The organism is Bradyrhizobium uaiense, assembly GCF_010811875.1.
GTDB classification, from domain to species: domain Bacteria; phylum Pseudomonadota; class Alphaproteobacteria; order Rhizobiales; family Xanthobacteraceae; genus Bradyrhizobium; species Bradyrhizobium uaiense.
Map to the genome: position 1 here is coordinate 14153 of NZ_VKHP01000038.1, position 16390 is coordinate 30542.

The following is a 16390-nucleotide window of genomic DNA, read 5'->3' on the forward strand; positions in this document are numbered from 1 at the left end:
GTTATGGGTCCCGGCCTTCGCCGGGACGACGATGCTGATGGTTCTCGATACAAGATGCCGCGCAACGCGGTGTCATCACCCGCGAAAGCGGGTGATCCAGTATTCCAGAGGCAGTCGTTATTGAGCCGAGAGGCCGCGGCGTACTGGATCGCCCGGTCGAGCCGGGCGATGACAGTTGAGGATGAGGACGCAGCTTCGCGTTCTCGCGACATGGATTGCTGGCCGCGCACCCGTACCGGTGCTCACCGTTTCATCCGTTGATCCCGGATCGGCCCCGCCGACGCCACTGCGACCTTCTGCGCCAGCCGCTGACGGCCGGCCAAGCCGGCAATTGCCAGCATGACCGCGCCGCCGAACCACCACGAGCCGAACACGAATTCCCAGGCCCGTGGCGGAATCTCGTCGAACACGATGCCATAGACCGACACCAGCGCGGCGAGTGCGGCGAGAAAGATGCCGCCCGCGCTCAGCAGCTCGACGGTGTCGATGCGCCCCGTCACGCGCACCGTCGGCTTCGGAATATCGATGCCGAGATAGAAGCCGACGGCGCCGATCACGATCGTCGTCGCGATGAAGGCAAGTGTGCCGAAGAAAGCGATGTGGCCCTTCGCGAGCTGAGCGGCGACGAAGGTGCCGCCCATGGCACCGGCCATCGCCAGCCCGGTTCGCTGCAGCACATGCGCGGCGCGGCTGACCATCATCAGTTCGCGAGCGATCACGGCCCTGCCCTTCGGTCTGCTCACGATCCTCATCTGCGGTCTCCTTTACCGGCTCTGCTCCCTCTCTCCGTTTCTACGGAGAGAACGGGTAGTAGCGGATCTGCGACATGATGATGTGGTCGTCGGTCCTCGGCGCGCCGCCGACACCGGCGAAGGCGAAGCGCTGGTTGTAGGAGTACTGGACGCCGGCCTTGATCGCACCGTAGTCGCCCTTGAAGATCGTGTCGTAGAAGCCGGCGGTATACTGCCTGACCTCCGAGGTGTTGCCGTTACAGGTCGCCGCCGGCGAATTCTCGATGTTGCAGCCGAGATTGTTGTAGAGCGGATTGCCGTAGCCGAACGGCACCGTGCCGACATTGGAGAACGTCGCCTTGGTCTTCTCGAGGCCGGCATAGGCGTAGAGATCGAGCGACGGCGTCGTGTGCCAGACCGTGCCGAGCAGGAAGGCCGTGATCGGCAGCGGCTGGATCGTGCCGTCCTGGCGAAGCGTTGCATCCGGGAACGGCGTCGCGGTGAACCGGCCGAGCGCACCGTGGGACGCGGAGCCCTGCAGCTCCAGCAGCTTCGGCACGATCTCCGCCGAGAAATGCCCGCCGAAGCTCACCGTGTTGAGGTCGTGGTTGGCGAAGTTGAAGCGATCGTAGAAGTCGCGATACATCGCCCAGCCCTCGACGTGTACCTTGTAGGGCCCGAGCCGCGGATCCCACGCGCCCTTCACGGTGAAATCGGGCACATGGTTGAGGCTGACATTGTTGGCGTTGTTGAAGAAGCTGCCGCCCGGCCCGGTGAGGTTGACCAGCACGTTCGGATTGAGCACGCCCTGCGGCCCGACCGCAGGCGTGCCGACCAGCGGCGTGTTGCCGCCGAAGAACGAGGTCTGCGGGTTTTCCGCCGAGACCGCGAGCTTGACCTCGGGCCCGATATCCTGCCAGACGCGAATGCCGGGCTGCCGCGCCGCAAGGAAGCCGGGCACCGATTCGAAATCGATCACACCGGGTGCATCGACCCCACGCGGATCGATGCCGGCCTTGCTCGGCGCGTTCAACGACCAGCTCTGGCCGGCGAGGATGTGCAGGCCGAGATCGGTGCGATCGATCTCGACGCTGGCCTGCCGCAGCCGCGGATTGAAGGAGTTGGTCGCGACCGAATTCGCCGTCTGCGCCGCGCCTTCGAGGTCGAGTTCGCCGTAGCCGGCGACACGGGTGTTGGCGAACACCTCGGCTTCCGCAAGCACCGAGAAGCGGGTCTGCCGCGCCGAGAAGCGCGACTCGCCGGTGTTGAAATTCTTGCTCTGCGGGAACGGAATGAAAGCGTAGACCGAGCCGGTGTCGGAGGCGAGATTGCGGGTGCGATAGATGCCGGTGAGGTCGACCCAGCCGCCGAAAGTGAAGGTGACGCCCTTGTAGCAGAGCTTGCCCGATGCGCAGGGATCGAACGGCACCGGCGCCTTCGCGGCCATCTGGGTATGCTGCATTGCGCTCTGTTTTGCGGCCAGCGCCTCCTCCTTGCGCGCCTGCACCTCCATCTTCTGTTCAAGCTGCTTGAGACGTGCCTTCAACGCACGCAGCTCGGACGCATCGTCCTCCGCCAGCACCGGCCCCGCCGACAGCAGCATGCTGCCGAGCAGAATTCCCCCGAGAATTCGCATCGCTTCCTCCACACGAGGTTGTTTCCTCAGGCGAGAGAGAGCGGTACTCGGGGAATGATATTCGCGGCGACCCGCATTATTGCGGTCACGTTTTTCTCATCGCGACCGCGGGAATAGGTTGCCGCAACCGACAATATCGCGCGCGAGGGAATAGTGAGTGCGTCCGATGCGTAGGGCGGATTACCGTCAGCGTAATCCGCCGCACAGCCGACGGCGACCGTTGGCGGATTACGCCTGACGGCTAATCAGCCCTACAAGACTGACGTCGAGCCCTCGCGTGAGTTTTTCTAGCGCTATGCGCGAGTTTTGCGGGATTGTCGGGCCCGGATTTTGGAGATACGCCCGTATCGAGTGCAGGCTATCAAGAGGGGCAGGCAACATGGTGGACGACGCCAACGTTCGAGCTGGCCAGTGCCATTGCGGCGCGGTGCGTTTCGAGGCGACGCTGAGCGACGGCTTCAATTCGATCCGCCGCTGCACCTGCTCCTACTGCCGGATGCGCGGCGCCGTCGTTGTCATGGCGGAAATGGGCGGGATCAAGTTTCTGCAAGGCGAGGATGCGCTGACCAGCTACCGCTTCCATACCGGATCGGCGCAGCACTTCTTCTGCTCCCGCTGCGGCATCTACACCCATCATCAACGGCGATCCGATCAGAACCTCTATGCCGTCAACGTGGCCTGCCTGGACGGCGTAAGCCCGTTCGACTTCCCCGAGGTGCCGGTCATGGACGGCGTCAACCACACCAACGACACCGGCAAGCCGACGCGCCGCGCCGGCACGCTCCGCTTCATCCCGGCTGACTGAGCGCGCAGCTCAGAACAGCGGCGGAATCTGCGCGACTTTCAGCGGGCCCAAAAACACCGCGCCGTCGGCGAAGCGCAGCGGGAAGCTGCGCGCCTTCTTGCCTTCGAGCGTGGCCTCGGTGCCGAGCGAATTGATGCCGGCGGAAATGCCGGCATTGGCGTTCTGCTTGATCACCTTGCCGAGGCCGGGGATCGCGCGATCCAGCGCGCCGAAGAGATTGCTGAGGTCCTGGCTCTTCACGCCCGGCGCGACGCGATCGAGCGTCGACTGCGGCACGCCCTCCTCCAGCATCTTGTCGATGCCGAGCGCGGGGATGACGCGTTCGAGGCCGGCGACCGTCATCTGCAACTCGCCGTCGATGCGACCTTGCGCGTTGAGGCGCAGCGTGCCGGCCGCGACCGACACCACGTCGCCCTGCTCGATCCGCGACTGCTGGATCTCGACGCTGCCGCCGGCCGCCTGAATCTCGCGGAAACGATCCGGCCACGGCTTAGGCGAGAAATCCTTCAGGCCGTTCAGCCGCGCATGGATGTCGGCGTTGAACGGCTGGGTCAGCAGCGGATGCACCTCCTGCAAGGTGCCGCCTGATATTTGCAGCACGGTCTCGATCGCGGGGCTGTCCGGGGCCGAGCCGTCGACCTGCCTTCCATGCAGCTCGATGTGATTGACGCGCATCAGCGGCGTCGGCGCGGGACCGCCGGTGCGGTCGATGGCGAGATTGTCGAACACCAGCGAGGCGCGCTGCGGCACCGCCGGCAGGCCGACCACGCTGCTGCGCCCGAGGCTCCAGTTCACGGACAGCGTGGGCTGCGCGTTGCGCTCGGCGATCGTCGCGGGGCCCTTGAACTCCGCGATCACAAGCTTGGGGTCATAGACCTGCGCGACCACCAGGATCTCGGCGAGCCGCGCCACGAACGCCATCTGCGGCGAGGCGGTCTGCGACACCAGCATCACGCTCGGATCGGTGCAGCGGACCTCGAATCGGAACGGGTAACCCGCCACCGAACGGTTGCCGCAATCATAGACCCGGCCGGCCTTCGCCTCCTGGGCGCGCCAGGCATCGGCCTGCACGCCGACCTCGGAAGCTGCAAAGAACCAGAAACCGCTCCACGCGACCGCGGCGATCAGGACCGCGACGGGGACGGCATAGAGGCCGAAGCGCGAGCGGCGGCGGGGGGCGGAGGTCAAATCGGACATGCGGGTCCTTTGGCGGGCGAATTTGTCAAATCTAAGCGGCCGCAAGCGAAGGGCAACCCTTGCGCAACTCCTGCGCAACTCTTGGAAACATCACGGAATTTGCTTCGCTTCGACTCGTTGTTCTGCTAGCCCATCTGCGCGATGTCAGCAAATCCAACTCATTCCGAAACCGACGGCGACCTCTGGGTGTTCGGTTATGGCTCGCTGATGTGGAAGCCGGGCTTCGAGTACCTCGAGCAGGTGCCGGCGCGGCTGATCGGTGAGCATCGCGCGCTCTGCGTCTATTCGTTCGACCACCGCGGCACGCCGGAGAAGCCGGGTCTGGTGCTCGGGCTCGACCGCGGCGGCGCCTGCCGCGGCATCGCGTTCCGCGTCGCCGCGCAGCTGCGCCACGACACCATCGCCTATTTGCGGGCGCGCGAGCAGACCACCAATGTCTATCGCGAGGTGATGCGCTCGGTGTGGCTGGAGAATGCGGCGCGCGATCGCGTCTCTGCGCTGGCCTATGTGGTCGATCGCGGCCATGTGCAATATGCCGGGCGGCTGTCGCTGTCGGAGCAGCAGCGCCTGGTGCAGCAGGGCCATGGCCGCTCCGGCAACAACCGCGACTATGTGCTCTCGACCGTTGCCTCGATCGAGAAGCAGGGCTTTCGCGACACCCAGCTGCATCAGCTTGCGACGATGCTGCACGATTCAGGCTCGCTGCACCGGGATGCGCGTGCGGCTGGCGGGATCGATCCGGCCTGAGCCCGGCCGCGCCGATTGCCGGCGCCGAGGAACCCGGTTCGCGAATTCTTGCCACGGCGCGAACAACATTGTGGTCTCAATTTCCGGTCGCTGGAATGGAATGACAGGAATGCGCCCCTCATTGTTCAAGCTCGCCGCAATCGGCCTGCTGTTGCTGCTGAACGCCCCATCTTATGCCGGTCTGAGAGAGGATGGCGCGGTTTGCGATGCCAGGAATTCGCGGCCTGACCTGGTGATCCCCGCCTGCACCCGTCTGATCGCGCTCAATCCCAGGGGGCGCGACCTTTCGATCACCTATTACAACCGGGCGCTCGCCTGGCATAACAAGGGCGATCTGGAAAAGGCCAAGGCTGACTACGATCAGTCGATCGCGATCAATCCGGCGTTCGCGCCCTCCTATGGCCAGCGGGCCAAGGTCTATCTGCAAAACCAGGACTACGACCGCGCGCTGAGCGACTTCGATCGAGCCATCCAGCTCAAGCCTACCGGTCCGTTCAGCGCCGGCTGGTTCAACAATCGCGCCGAGCTGTTCGTTGCCACCGGAGACTATGATCGCGCGCTGGCCGATTACGGCAGATCCATCGAGCTCGATCCCAACTCCTGGTACGCCTATGTCAATCGCGCGCTGGTCTATGATTTCAGCGGCAAGGATCGGCTCGCGGCGCTGCATTGCCAGGATGCGCTCAAGCTCGCGCCGCGCGCCGGCGGTCCCTATTATTGCCGGGCCGTGATCGAGGTCAGCGCCGGCGACATCGACAATGCCGCACGAGACGTCGATCGCGCGATCGCGATCCAGGATGGGCAGCCCGAGTTCTACTCGCTGCGCGGCCTGACGCTGGCCAGCAAGGGCGAGCTCGATCAAGCCGTGCGCGACTACGACCACGCCACGCAACTCAATGCCCAGGGCGCGTTGAACTACGCCCACCGCGGCATCGCCGACGAGAAGAAGGGCGATATCGAGGGTGCGCGCGCCGACTTCCGCCACGCGCTCGATGTCATCGGCCTCGATCAGCTCGACCGCACGCAAGGGCAGCGCGTCGCCAGGGAAGGCCTGCAACGGCTCGATAAAATTGCCAGCACGGACAAGAGCGTCGTCGCGGATCACGGTGCGGCAAAGCCGGCCCCCGCCCTCGCCGCGGCCGTTCCGATCGCGCCGGTCGGCGCGGGCCCAAAGGCGGCAACGACCGAACGGCGCGTCGCCCTTGTCGTCGGCAACTCAAAATACCGCTCCGTCCCGGCGCTGCCGAACCCCGTCCAGGACGCAGCGGCGATCGCCGAGACGCTGCGTGCCACAGGCTTTCAGGATGTCCGCCTCGTCAATGACGCCACCCGCGACGGCCTGGTCGAAGCGCTGAAGTCATTCGCCAACGCTGCAGACGGCGCCGACTGGGCGGTGATCTACTATGCCGGGCACGGCATGGAGATGGCGGGCGAGAACTATCTGGTCCCCGTCGACGCCAAGCTCGCGACCGACCGCGACGTGCCGTACGAGGCCGTCGCGCTGACCCAGGTGATGGGCGCCACCGAAGGCGCGCGCAAGCTGCATCTCGTCATCCTCGATGCCTGCCGCGACAACCCGTTCGCCAACCAGATCAAGCGGACCGTCGCCTCACGTTCCATCGGCAGGGGATTGGCACAGATCGAACCCGACAGCGGCACGCTGGTCGTCTACGCCGCCAAGCACGGCCAGGTCGCGCTCGACGGCGACGGCGGCCACAGCCCGTTCGTGACGGCCCTGATCAAGCGGATGCAGACGCCGCGGATCGAGATCCGCAAGCTGTTCGACCTCGTGCGCGACGACGTCATGGCCGCGACCGATCGCCGGCAGCAGCCGTTCAGCTACGGCTCGGTGCCAGGAAGCGAGGATTTCTACTTCGTCGGCGCGAGCGCGAACGCGGCGAAGTAGTCCGCGGCCGTGGCCTTTGTTGCGACCAGACACATCGCGGCTTCTGTATGGCAGCGCCCTGTGACATTTAGGCTTTTGCATCGCGGCGCGGACGGATAGAAGCTGATCCGCAAACATCGCTTGCTGATGCAATGAACCTCTCCGCGCCCTTTATCCGCCGACCGGTCGGCACCACGCTGCTGTCGCTTGGACTAGTGGTGGCGGGCATCATTGCGTTCTTCAAGCTGCCGGTGTCGCCGCTGCCCGACGTCGACATCCCGACCATCATGGTGCAGGCGACCCTGCCCGGCGCCAGCCCCGCCGACGTCGCCTCCACCGTGGCGAGCCCCCTGGAACGTCACCTCGGCCAGATCGCCAGCGTCACCGAAATGACCTCGGTGTCATCGCTCGGCTCAGCCCGCATCACACTGCAATTCGACATCGACCGCGACATCAACGGCGCCGCGCGCGACGTGCAGGCGGCGATCAACGCGGCGCGGGCCGATCTGCCGACCAACCTGCGCGCCAATCCGACCTACCGCAAGTTCAACCCGGCCTCGGCGCCGATCCTGATCTACACCCTGACCTCCGACACGCTGACGCCGGCCGAGCTGTATGACGCCGCCTCGACCGTGCTGGCGCAGAAGCTGTCGCAGGTCGAGGGCGTCGGCGAGGTCTCGGTCGGCGGCGGCTCGCTGCCCGCGGTGCGCGTCGAGCTGATCCCGCCGGCGCTCTACAAATACGGCATCGGACTCGAGGACGTCCGCGCCGCGCTCTCGAGCGCCAATGCGCACAGCCCGAAGGGCGGCATCGACGTCGGCCACCAGCGCTACCAGATCTACGCCAACGACCAGGCCCGGAAGGCGGCCGACTACAAGCCGCTGGTCGTCGCCTACCGCAACGGCGCGGCGGTGCGGCTGACCGATGTCGGCGACGTCATCGACTCCGTGGAGAACGTGCGCACGCTCGGCCTTTCCAACGGCAAGCCGGCCGTCGTGATGATCGTGTACCGGCAGCCGGGCGCCAACATCATCAAGATGGTCGACAATGTGAAGGGGCTGATGCCGCAGCTCCGGGCCTCGGTCTCGCCGGCGATGGACATCACGCTGGCGATGGACCGCTCGAAGACAATCCGGGCTTCGCTGCACGACGTCGAAATCACGCTGTTGATCGCCGTCGCGCTGGTGATCCTGGTGGTGTTCGCGTTCCTGCGCAATGCACGGGCGACGCTGGTGCCTGTCGTGGCGGTCGGCGTATCGCTGATCGCGACCTTCGCGGTGATGTATCTGCTCGGCTACACGCTCGACATCTTCTCGCTGATGGCGCTGACGGTGGCGACCGGTTTCGTGGTCGACGATGCCATCGTGGTGTTGGAAAACATCACCCGCCACATGGATGCCGGGTTGTCGCGGATGGAGGCCACGCTGCTCGGCACCCGCGAGGTCGGCTTCACGGTGCTGTCGATGAGCGTGTCGCTGGTCGCGGTGTTCGTGCCGATCCTGTTAATGGGCGGGCTGGTCGGCCGCCTGTTCCGCGAATTCGCGATGACGATCACGATCGCGATCGTGATCTCGCTGGTGGTCTCGCTGACCACGACGCCGATGATGTGCTCCGTGCTGCTGCGCAAGGAGGAAGGCCAGCCGCATGGCTGGATCTACCGGATCAACGAACGCGTCTTCGAGCTGATGCTGAACGGCTACCGCGCGACGCTCGGCCTCGCGCTGCGCCATCCGCTGCTGGTGATGCTGATCCTGGGCTGCACGCTCTATTTGAACGTCCATCTCTACACCGTCGTGCCCAAGGGCTTCGTGCCGCAACAAGATACCGGGCTCCTGGTCGGCTCGATCCAGGCCGACCAGAGCACCTCGTTCCAGCTGATGCAGCAGAAGCTGACGCAGTTCATCGACATCGTGAAGGCGGACCCGGCGGTGGATACCGCGGTCGGCTTCACCGGCGGCGGCGGCGTCGGTCCCGGCGGCACCAACACCGGCACCGTGTTCGCCTCACTGAAACCGATGGACGAACGCAAGCTGCGCGCCGACAAGGTGATCGAGCGGCTGCGCGACAAGCTCGCGACGGTGGCGGGCGCCACCCTGTTCCTGCAATCGATCGGCGATCTCGGCGCCGGCGGGCGTTCGGGTAACGCCGCGTATCAATACACGCTGAAGGGCTCGACCTTCGAGGGGCTCAACGAGTGGACGCCGAAGCTCGTCGCGGCGCTGCAGAAGGAGCCGACCCTCGCCGACGTCAACACCGACCAGCAGAACAAGGCGCTGCAGGCCAATCTGGTGATCGATCGCGACGCCGCCTCCCGGCTCGGCATCACCGTCAGCCAGCTCGACAACACGCTCTATGACGCCTTCGGGCAGCGCCAGGTCTCGACCATCTTCGTCGCGCGCAACCAGTATCACGTGATCATGGAGGTCGCGCCGCGCTTCTCGCAGGACCCGCAGACCCTGAAGGAGGTCTACATCTCGACCTCGGGCGGCTCGGCGAGCGGCACCCAGAGCACCAATGCGGTGGCCGGAACGGTGGCCTCGTCGTCGCAAAAGAGCTCGATCAGCTCGGTCGCCGCCAATGTGGTGCGCAACCAGGCCACCAACTCGATCGGCGCCACCGGCAAGGGCGTCGCCTCGACCGGAACCGCGGTCTCGACCAGCGCCGAGACGATGATCCCGCTGTCCAGCGTCGCCCGTTTCGAGCATGGCGAAACGCCGCTCTCGGTCAACCACCAGGATCTGCTGGTCGCCAGCACCATCTCCTTCAATCTGCCGCCGGGCGTCTCACTGAGCACGGCGACCACCACGATCGAGAATACGATGCATGCGCTCGGCATGCCGGCAGGCATTTCCGGCGGCTTCGCGGGCTCCGCAAAGGTCTTCCAGCAGGCGCTGGCCAACGAGTTGTTCCTGATCCTGGCCGCGCTGGCGACGATCTACATCTCGCTCGGCATGCTCTACGAGAGCTACATCCACCCGCTGACGATCCTGTCCACTTTGCCCTCGGCCGGCGTCGGCGCGGTGGCCGCGCTGATGCTGTCGCACACCGATTTCGACATCATCGGCATGATCGGGGTGATCCTGCTGGTCGGCATCGTGAAGAAGAACGCCATCATGATGATCGACTTCGCGCTCGATGCCGAACGCCAGCGCGGGCTGTCGTCGCGCGACGCGATCTACGAAGCCTGCCTGATGCGTTTCCGGCCGATCATGATGACGACGCTCGCCGCATTGTTCGGCGCGGTGCCGCTGATGATCGGCCTCGGCGAAGGCAGCGAGCTGCGCCAGCCGCTCGGCATCGCGATCTTCGGTGGACTGATCCTGAGCCAGATCCTGACGCTCTACACCACGCCGGTGGTCTATCTCTATCTCGACCGCGCGAGACTCTGGACCCAGCGGCGGCGCGCCGCACGCCGCGCACGGCGCACAGCAGCACGCGCGTCGTGAGCGCCCATCGTTGACAGACCCGTCCGGGTCCGGGCCGTCTGCAACCCCGCTCACGCAGCTGCGTTATGACGGCGTCGCGCAAGGCGTGATAGCCTGAGGTCAACCAGAACCATCGTGCGGGAGCGTCTCATGAAGACCTATCAGCTCTACATCAACGGCCAGTATGTCGACCCGGCCAATGGCGAGTGGTTCGAATCGATCGATCCCTATCGCGGCGAGGCCTGGGCAAAGATCCCGCGCGGCACCGCCGCCGATGCCGACAAGGCGGTGAAGGCCGCCAATGAGGCGATGTGGAACGGCCCGTGGACGAAGATGACGGCGTCCGCGCGCGGCAAGGCGATGCGCAAGCTCGGCGACCTCGTCGCCGCCAATGCCGAGCGTCTCGCCGAGATCGAGGTGCGCGACAACGGCAAGCTGATGGCGGAGATGCTGGGGCAGCTGCGCTACCATCCGGAGTGGTGGTGGTATTTCGGCGGCCTCGTCGACAAGCTCGAAGGCGGCCTGGTGCCGATCGACAAGGCCGACACGTTCGCCTACACGACGCATGAGCCGGTCGGCGTCGTCGCGGCGCTGACCGCCTGGAATTCCCCGCTGCTGTTCGTGGCCTGGAAATGTGCCGCCGCGCTCGCGGCGGGCTGCGCCGTGGTCGTCAAGCCCTCGGAATTCACCTCGGCCAGCACGCTGGAATTCGCGGCGCTAACGAAAGAGGCCGGAATCCCCGACGGCATCTTCAACGTGGTCACCGGCTTCGGCCCCGAGGCAGGCTCGGCACTGATCTCCCATCCCGGCGTCGCCAAGATCACCTTCACCGGATCGGACACCACCGGCGCCAAGGTCTACGAGACCGCGGCCAAGAGTCTGAAGCGCGTCTCGCTCGAGCTCGGCGGCAAGTCGCCCAACATCGTGTTCGAGGATGCCGATCTCACTGCGGCTGCGGCCGGCGCGATCTCCGGCGTCTTCGCCGCCACGGGGCAGACCTGCATCGCCGGCTCGCGCCTGCTGGTGCAGAGCTCGATCAAGGAGAAGTTCGTCGCGCGCGTGCTGGAGCTCGCGAAATCCGCCAAGATCGGCGACCCCATGCAAGCCGACACCAATGTCGGGCCGATCACGACGCCGGCGCAGTACAAGAAGGTGCTCGACTACATCGATATCGCGAAAGCCGAAGGCGCGCACTGCCTGCTCGGCGGCAAGCCCGCCTCCGGCGACGGCATCAAGGGCGGCCAGTTCGTCGAGCCGACGATCTTCACCGACGTCGACAACACCATGCGGATCGCGCGCGAGGAGGTGTTCGGGCCGGTGCTGTCGATCATCTCGTTCGACACCGAGGAAGACGCCATCCGGATCGCCAACGACACGATCTACGGCCTTGCCGCCGGCATCTGGACCAAGGACCTCGCCCGCGCCATCCGCGTGCCGAAGCTACTCCGCGCCGGCACGGTGTGGGTGAACACCTACCGCGCCATCAGCTACATGATGCCGTTCGGCGGCATGAAGTTCTCCGGCGTCGGCCGCGAGAGCGGCATCGACGCGGTGCGCGAATATCAAGAAACCAAGAGCGTCTGGATCTCGACCGCGACGGACGTGCCGGCCAATCCGTTCGTGATGCGGTAGCCTTACCCCTTCGCCCCCGGCACACCGCCGAACAATTTCGCCTGCTCGGCGCGGCCGGCGTCGACGATGCGGGTGGTGGCGGTTTCGATCTGATCGCGTAGGCGGGTCATGAACTCGTCGCGCGGCAGGCCCGGCGGCAGCGGATCGAGGAATTCGACCACCAGCGTGCCGGGATAGCGCATGAAGGTGCGGCGCGGCCAGAACAGCCCGGAATTGAGCGCGATCGGCAGGCACGGCACGCCGCTCTCGGCATAGATCTGGGCGACGCCGGCCTTGTAGTTCGGCGCGGCACCGGGCGCGGTGCGGGTGCCTTCCGGAAAGATCACGAGCTGCCGACCGAGCTTCACCTCGGCCGCCGCCGCCTTCAGCGTCTTGATCAGCGAACGCGGTCCGCCGCCACGCTCTACCGAGATCATGCCGACCTTCTTCAGGTACCAGCCGAACACCGGGATCATCATCAGCTCGCGCTTGAGAATGAACAGCGGGTGCTCGAAGAAGCGCACCAGCGCAAACGTCTCCCAGAACGATTGATGCTTCGAGGCGACGACCAATGGTCCCGCCGGGATCTTCTCGACGCCGCGGAACTCGATCCTGATGTTGCAGATCACGCGCATCAGGAACAGGCTGGTGCTGGCCCATGCGGCTTCGATTGCCATCAGCGCGCCGCGCGGCAGCAGCAATGCCGGTAGCGCGATGACGCAGAGCAGCACCAGCACGAGATAGAACAGCACGTTGAAGATCAGCGAGCGCAGGAAGATCATCTCAGTCCCAGTTCTAGTTCGCCTGCGCGGTCGCCGGGCGGCGTGGCGCCGCTGCCGGCTCGGCAAGATCCGAGGTCAGGTCGAGGCCGATATCGGCCAACCGCACCCGCATCTCCGCCGCGACATATTTGGCGTATTCCGATAGCAAGAGACGGAACGCCGCGCCACTCGTCCACCAGGGCTCGTCGCGCCATTTGTCGCCGACCACCGCGAACGGGATCAGCGTGACATCAGGCATCGCGTGTGACAGTTCCACGATCGCCCGCGGCATGTGGTAGTTCGAGGTCACCACGATCAGCGATTTGAAGCCGCGCTCGCGCGCCCAGCGCCGCGTCTCCGCCGCGTTGCTGCGGGTGTTCACCGCCGAGCGGTCGAGATCGACGCAGCAGCTCATCAGCCCACGGCTGTCCGGCACCGAGCGCGAGATGTCGCCGGCATCATTGGTCGGGTGCACGCCCGAGATCAGGAGACGCTTGCCGTAGCCTGCAGCCAGCAGTTCCATCGCATCCGACACCCGCGACGAGCCGCCGGTCAGCACCACGATGCCATCGGCATTGTGCGGCGGATCGGTCTCGACGCCGCGCAATTGCGACAGGAAGCCGATGAAGCCGACCGCCGCAGCAACGAAGGCGATCGCCAGCGGCGCGACGATGACGGCGCGCAGCCAGCCGCGCGGACGCGCGGCATGGCCATTCGGCGACGTATCGTCGGGCTGCAAACTCATGTGATGCGGTCGTCCTTCCCCCCGGGGATTTTAGAGCATGATCCGGCAAAGTGGAAACCGGTTTTGCCGGGCCAGCGCCGCGTGGATGCACGCGGAAGGACACTCGGGCGACCAAACGCAATCACGACACCGACCATGATTTTCGATTTCGCAGGCCCGTCAGTCGATGTCGTCGAGCGTGGCAAACAAGGTGCGCCGCGACGCCCATGCGGTGATCGCCGCGATCAGCACCGCCTGCATCGCCAGCACCAGATAGCCGGACGGACGCAGCGAGAACGTGCCGAGCAGGGCCGCGAACTGGTCGCCTACCGGTGTGCCGGAGAACCAGTTGGCGATCGACTCCGAGAAGCCGAATGCCAGCATCGCCGCGCCGCCCCCGATCAGCCCGCCTTCGAGGCCGAGCCGCAGGAAGTGCCGCAGGAAGCGGTTGGCGATGAAGCTGTCGCCGGCGCCGACGAAATGCAGCACCTCGACGATCGGACGGTTGGCGGCCATCGCGCCGCGGGTCGCGAACGACACCGAGATGATGGTGGCGATGATCACGAGGATCAGGATGCCGATGCCGGCAAACACCGTGGCGCCGGTCATCGAGCGCATGCGCTCGATCCAGGCGCGGTGATCGTCGACGCTTGCGGTCGGCGCCGCCTGCGTCACCCGTGCGCGCAGCGCCGCGAGATCGAGCGTGGTGCCGGGCTGCACCCGCGCCACGATGACGCGCGGCACCGGCAGCTCGTCGATCGAGAGCCCGCTGCCGAGCCACGGCTCCAGCAGCTTGGCGGATTCTTCCTTGCTGAACGGACGAACCTCGAGAATGCCGGGCTGCGCCCGCATCGCCTCCACCGCCGCCTGCGCATCGCGATCGAGGTCGCGGCCGGGCGAAGGGCGCACCTGGATGGTGACCTCGCTCGACACCTCGGACTGCCATTCGGCGGCCGACGCGCTGACCAGGAGCACGGTGCCTGTCGTCAGCGAGGCGAGGAACGTCATGATCGCGACGACCGCGACCAGCGCGCGGCCGGAGATCGAGGCACGCGGCACGATCGGCGACATGTTGCGCGCGGTGGCCGGGACCTGCGGGCGCTCGCGCCCGAGATCGACCAACGACACTTTCTCGTCGCCGCTCTTACTCATAGATGTGCAGCCGTCCCTGATGCAGCACCAGCCGCCGCGCCTCGTACTGATCCATCAACGTGATGTCGTGGGTCGCGATGATAACAGCGGTGCCCGATTTGTTGAGCTCGATGAACAGCCGCAGCAGGCGGCGCCCGAGCGTCGGATCGACACTGCCGGTCGGCTCGTCCGCCAGCAGCAATTGCGGCCGCGAGATCACCGCGCGCGCGATCGCCGCGCGCTGCTTCTCGCCGCCCGACAGGATCGGCGGCAGTGCATCCATCCGCTCGCCGAGGCCGACCCATTTCAGGAGGTCGATCACCTCGCGGCGATAGCTCGATTCCTCGCGGCCCATCACGCGGAACGGCAACGCGACGTTCTCATAGGTCGTCATATGGTCGAGCAGGCGAAAATCCTGCAGCACGATGCCGATCCGCTTGCGCAGGTCGGCGACCTGGTCCTTGTTGAGCAGGGAGACGTCCTTGCCGAACAGATTGACCAGCCCGCGGGTCGGCCGCAGCGACAGGAACAACAGCCGCAGCAGCGAGGTCTTGCCCGCGCCCGACGGGCCGGTGAGGAACTGGAACGAGTGCGCCGGGATCGTGAACGAGAGGTCGCGCAGAACCTCCGGGCCGAGCCCGTAGCGCAAACCGACATTTTCGAACCGAACCAATGCGCTAGCTCCGTTCGAGAGGGCCAGTGGCCCAATGCCCCACAAAGACGTCCCGGGCCCCGGCCGACCGGCCATGAACCGCACAGAAAGGTTGTGCTGCGGTTATGGTTTCCGATTCGTTAACGGTCGCTAAGTAGCATCCGGGCAAAGTCACGGTGGAGATTCGGCTCCATGCATATCGTTTGCCCGCATTGTACAACATCCTACGCCATCAATCCGGCCACCCTGGGGGAGGCCGGACGCTCCGTCCGTTGTTCCCGCTGCCGGGAGGTCTGGCTGGCCCGGCCGGAGGACGCGATCGGGGCTGTGGCGCCCATTCTGGCCTATCAGTCCGCCGGGTCCGACCTGGCTGCCGAATGGGATGCGATGGGCCGCGAGGAGGCTGACGAGACCCCGATGGTCGAAAGCCCCTCGATTTCGGCCGATTTACCCGAGGGCGACGCCGCAGCGGAATGGCCGGCGGTGGCCGCCGCGGATGCCGCAGCTCATGCCGACGGCCAGGAGCCGACCGGAACCCGGCGCCGCTTCCGCCTGCCCCGGTTTCCCCGGCTGTTCAGCCTGCCTTCCCTGCCCCGGATTCCCTTTATGCCGGTGATCGGCGCGCTGCCGACCACCTGCGCTGCCATGGCCGCGCTGATCGTCGCACTGTTCGTCTGGCGCAACGACGTGGTCCGCCTGCTGCCGCAGACGGCGCTGTTCTACAAGATGGTCGGGCTCGACGTGAATCTGCGCGGGCTCGCCTTCAAGGACCTCAAGATCACCAACGAGACCGTGGACGGCAAGCCGGTGCTGGTCATCGAGGGCATGATCGTCGGCCAGACCCGGAAGCCGGTCGAATTGCCGCGGCTGCGCTTCTCGGTCCGCGACGCGCAAGGCGCTGAAATCTATGCCTGGAACGCGGTGCTGGAGCAGCCGGTGCTGAATCCCGGCGAGCGCGCCTTCTTCAAGTCGCGCCTCGCCTCGCCGCCGCCCGAAGGCCGCAATATCGACGTACGATTCTTCAACAAGCGTGATCTCACCGGCGGCCGCGCCTGAGACTGCCGGCCAACACTTTGGGAATCGAC

General features: G+C 65.9%; 13 protein-coding genes. 6 read left to right on the plus strand and 7 right to left on the minus strand.

Translation table 11 applies throughout. The annotated features are described in order from the left end of the window. Positions 1–242 precede the first annotated feature (242 nt). Together FNJ47_RS12140 and FNJ47_RS12145 are read right to left on the minus strand one after the other, a co-directional pair. The gene (locus FNJ47_RS12140) at positions 243–752 is read right to left on the minus strand and encodes a hypothetical protein (protein ID WP_235999841.1); all 510 of its coding nucleotides are present in this window, start codon (positions 750–752) and stop codon (positions 243–245) included. A 40-nt stretch (positions 753–792) separates the two neighbouring features. After that, positions 793–2367 (minus strand): hypothetical protein, encoded by a 1575-nt coding sequence (locus tag FNJ47_RS12145; protein ID WP_235999842.1) that lies wholly within the window; start codon positions 2365–2367, stop codon positions 793–795. Positions 2368–2746: 379 nt separating this feature from the next. Here FNJ47_RS12145 and FNJ47_RS12150 point away from each other — a divergent pair, with 379 nt between their 5' ends. After that, a complete protein-coding gene (locus tag FNJ47_RS12150; RefSeq protein ID WP_163153309.1) occupies positions 2747–3172 on the plus strand; it encodes a GFA family protein in 426 nt (141 codons plus the stop codon). A 9-nt stretch (positions 3173–3181) separates the two neighbouring features. On the opposite strand, the gene FNJ47_RS12155 is transcribed toward FNJ47_RS12150, so the two are convergent. Further along, positions 3182–4369 (minus strand): DUF2125 domain-containing protein, encoded by a 1188-nt coding sequence (locus FNJ47_RS12155; protein WP_163153310.1) that lies wholly within the window; start codon positions 4367–4369, stop codon positions 3182–3184. Between the two features lie 141 nt (positions 4370–4510). Here FNJ47_RS12155 and FNJ47_RS12160 point away from each other — a divergent pair, with 141 nt between their 5' ends. The 4 genes from FNJ47_RS12160 (at position 4511) to FNJ47_RS12175 (ending at position 12058) form a co-directional block, all read left to right on the plus strand. Beyond that, complete coding sequence (locus tag FNJ47_RS12160; protein WP_163153311.1) at positions 4511–5116, plus strand: gamma-glutamylcyclotransferase; 606 nt, start codon at positions 4511–4513, stop codon at positions 5114–5116. 109 nt (positions 5117–5225) lie between these two features. Then, on the plus strand, positions 5226–7022 hold the full coding sequence (locus tag FNJ47_RS12165) for a caspase family protein (protein WP_163153312.1): 1797 nt from the start codon (positions 5226–5228) through the stop codon (positions 7020–7022). A 131-nt stretch (positions 7023–7153) separates the two neighbouring features. Next, positions 7154–10447: an efflux RND transporter permease subunit gene (locus FNJ47_RS12170; RefSeq protein ID WP_163153313.1), complete on the plus strand. Its 3294-nt coding sequence runs from the start codon at positions 7154–7156 to the stop codon at positions 10445–10447. Between the two features lie 129 nt (positions 10448–10576). Continuing rightward, positions 10577–12058 carry an aldehyde dehydrogenase gene (locus tag FNJ47_RS12175; protein WP_163153314.1) on the plus strand — a complete coding sequence of 494 codons (1482 nt, stop codon included), beginning with the start codon at positions 10577–10579 and terminating at the stop codon, positions 12056–12058. A gap of 2 nt (positions 12059–12060) precedes the next feature. Here the strand turns inward: FNJ47_RS12175 and FNJ47_RS12180 are convergent, their stop codons facing one another. The 4 genes from FNJ47_RS12180 to ftsE form a co-directional block, all read right to left on the minus strand. Then, on the minus strand, positions 12061–12819 hold the full coding sequence (locus FNJ47_RS12180) for a lysophospholipid acyltransferase family protein (protein ID WP_163153315.1): 759 nt from the start codon (positions 12817–12819) through the stop codon (positions 12061–12063). A 13-nt stretch (positions 12820–12832) separates the two neighbouring features. After that, positions 12833–13543 (minus strand): YdcF family protein, encoded by a 711-nt coding sequence (locus tag FNJ47_RS12185; protein WP_163153316.1) that lies wholly within the window; start codon positions 13541–13543, stop codon positions 12833–12835. A 159-nt stretch (positions 13544–13702) separates the two neighbouring features. Further along, the gene (locus FNJ47_RS12190; protein WP_163153317.1) at positions 13703–14674 is read right to left on the minus strand and encodes a cell division protein FtsX; all 972 of its coding nucleotides are present in this window, start codon (positions 14672–14674) and stop codon (positions 13703–13705) included. Next, complete coding sequence (gene ftsE / locus FNJ47_RS12195; RefSeq protein ID WP_163153318.1) at positions 14667–15326, minus strand: cell division ATP-binding protein FtsE; 660 nt, start codon at positions 15324–15326, stop codon at positions 14667–14669. Before ftsE ends, FNJ47_RS12190 begins: the two co-directional genes overlap by 8 nt. 171 nt (positions 15327–15497) lie before the next feature. On the opposite strand from ftsE, the gene FNJ47_RS12200 reads away from it, so the two are divergent. Further along, positions 15498–16361, plus strand: a complete 864-nt coding sequence (locus FNJ47_RS12200) for an MJ0042-type zinc finger domain-containing protein (RefSeq protein WP_163153319.1) — start codon at positions 15498–15500, stop codon at positions 16359–16361. The last annotated feature ends 29 nt before the right edge of the window (positions 16362–16390 follow it).

Excerpts from the sequence above, each read along its gene's own strand:
- FNJ47_RS12140 (WP_235999841.1), bottom strand. The coding sequence starts at position 752 with ATGAGGATCGTGAGCAGACCGAAGGGCAGGGCCGTGATCGCTCGCGAA.
- FNJ47_RS12145 (WP_235999842.1), bottom strand. The coding sequence starts at position 2,367 with ATGCGAATTCTCGGGGGAATTCTGCTCGGCAGCATGCTGCTGTCGGCG.
- FNJ47_RS12150 (WP_163153309.1), top strand. The coding sequence starts at position 2,747 with ATGGTGGACGACGCCAACGTTCGAGCTGGCCAGTGCCATTGCGGCGCG.
- FNJ47_RS12155 (WP_163153310.1), bottom strand. The coding sequence starts at position 4,369 with ATGTCCGATTTGACCTCCGCCCCCCGCCGCCGCTCGCGCTTCGGCCTC.
- FNJ47_RS12160 (WP_163153311.1), top strand. The coding sequence starts at position 4,511 with ATGTCAGCAAATCCAACTCATTCCGAAACCGACGGCGACCTCTGGGTG.
- FNJ47_RS12165 (WP_163153312.1), top strand. The coding sequence starts at position 5,226 with ATGCGCCCCTCATTGTTCAAGCTCGCCGCAATCGGCCTGCTGTTGCTG.
- FNJ47_RS12170 (WP_163153313.1), top strand. The coding sequence starts at position 7,154 with ATGAACCTCTCCGCGCCCTTTATCCGCCGACCGGTCGGCACCACGCTG.
- FNJ47_RS12175 (WP_163153314.1), top strand. The coding sequence starts at position 10,577 with ATGAAGACCTATCAGCTCTACATCAACGGCCAGTATGTCGACCCGGCC.
- FNJ47_RS12180 (WP_163153315.1), bottom strand. The coding sequence starts at position 12,819 with ATGATCTTCCTGCGCTCGCTGATCTTCAACGTGCTGTTCTATCTCGTG.
- FNJ47_RS12185 (WP_163153316.1), bottom strand. The coding sequence starts at position 13,543 with ATGAGTTTGCAGCCCGACGATACGTCGCCGAATGGCCATGCCGCGCGT.
- FNJ47_RS12190 (WP_163153317.1), bottom strand. The coding sequence starts at position 14,674 with ATGAGTAAGAGCGGCGACGAGAAAGTGTCGTTGGTCGATCTCGGGCGC.
- FNJ47_RS12200 (WP_163153319.1), top strand. The coding sequence starts at position 15,498 with ATGCATATCGTTTGCCCGCATTGTACAACATCCTACGCCATCAATCCG.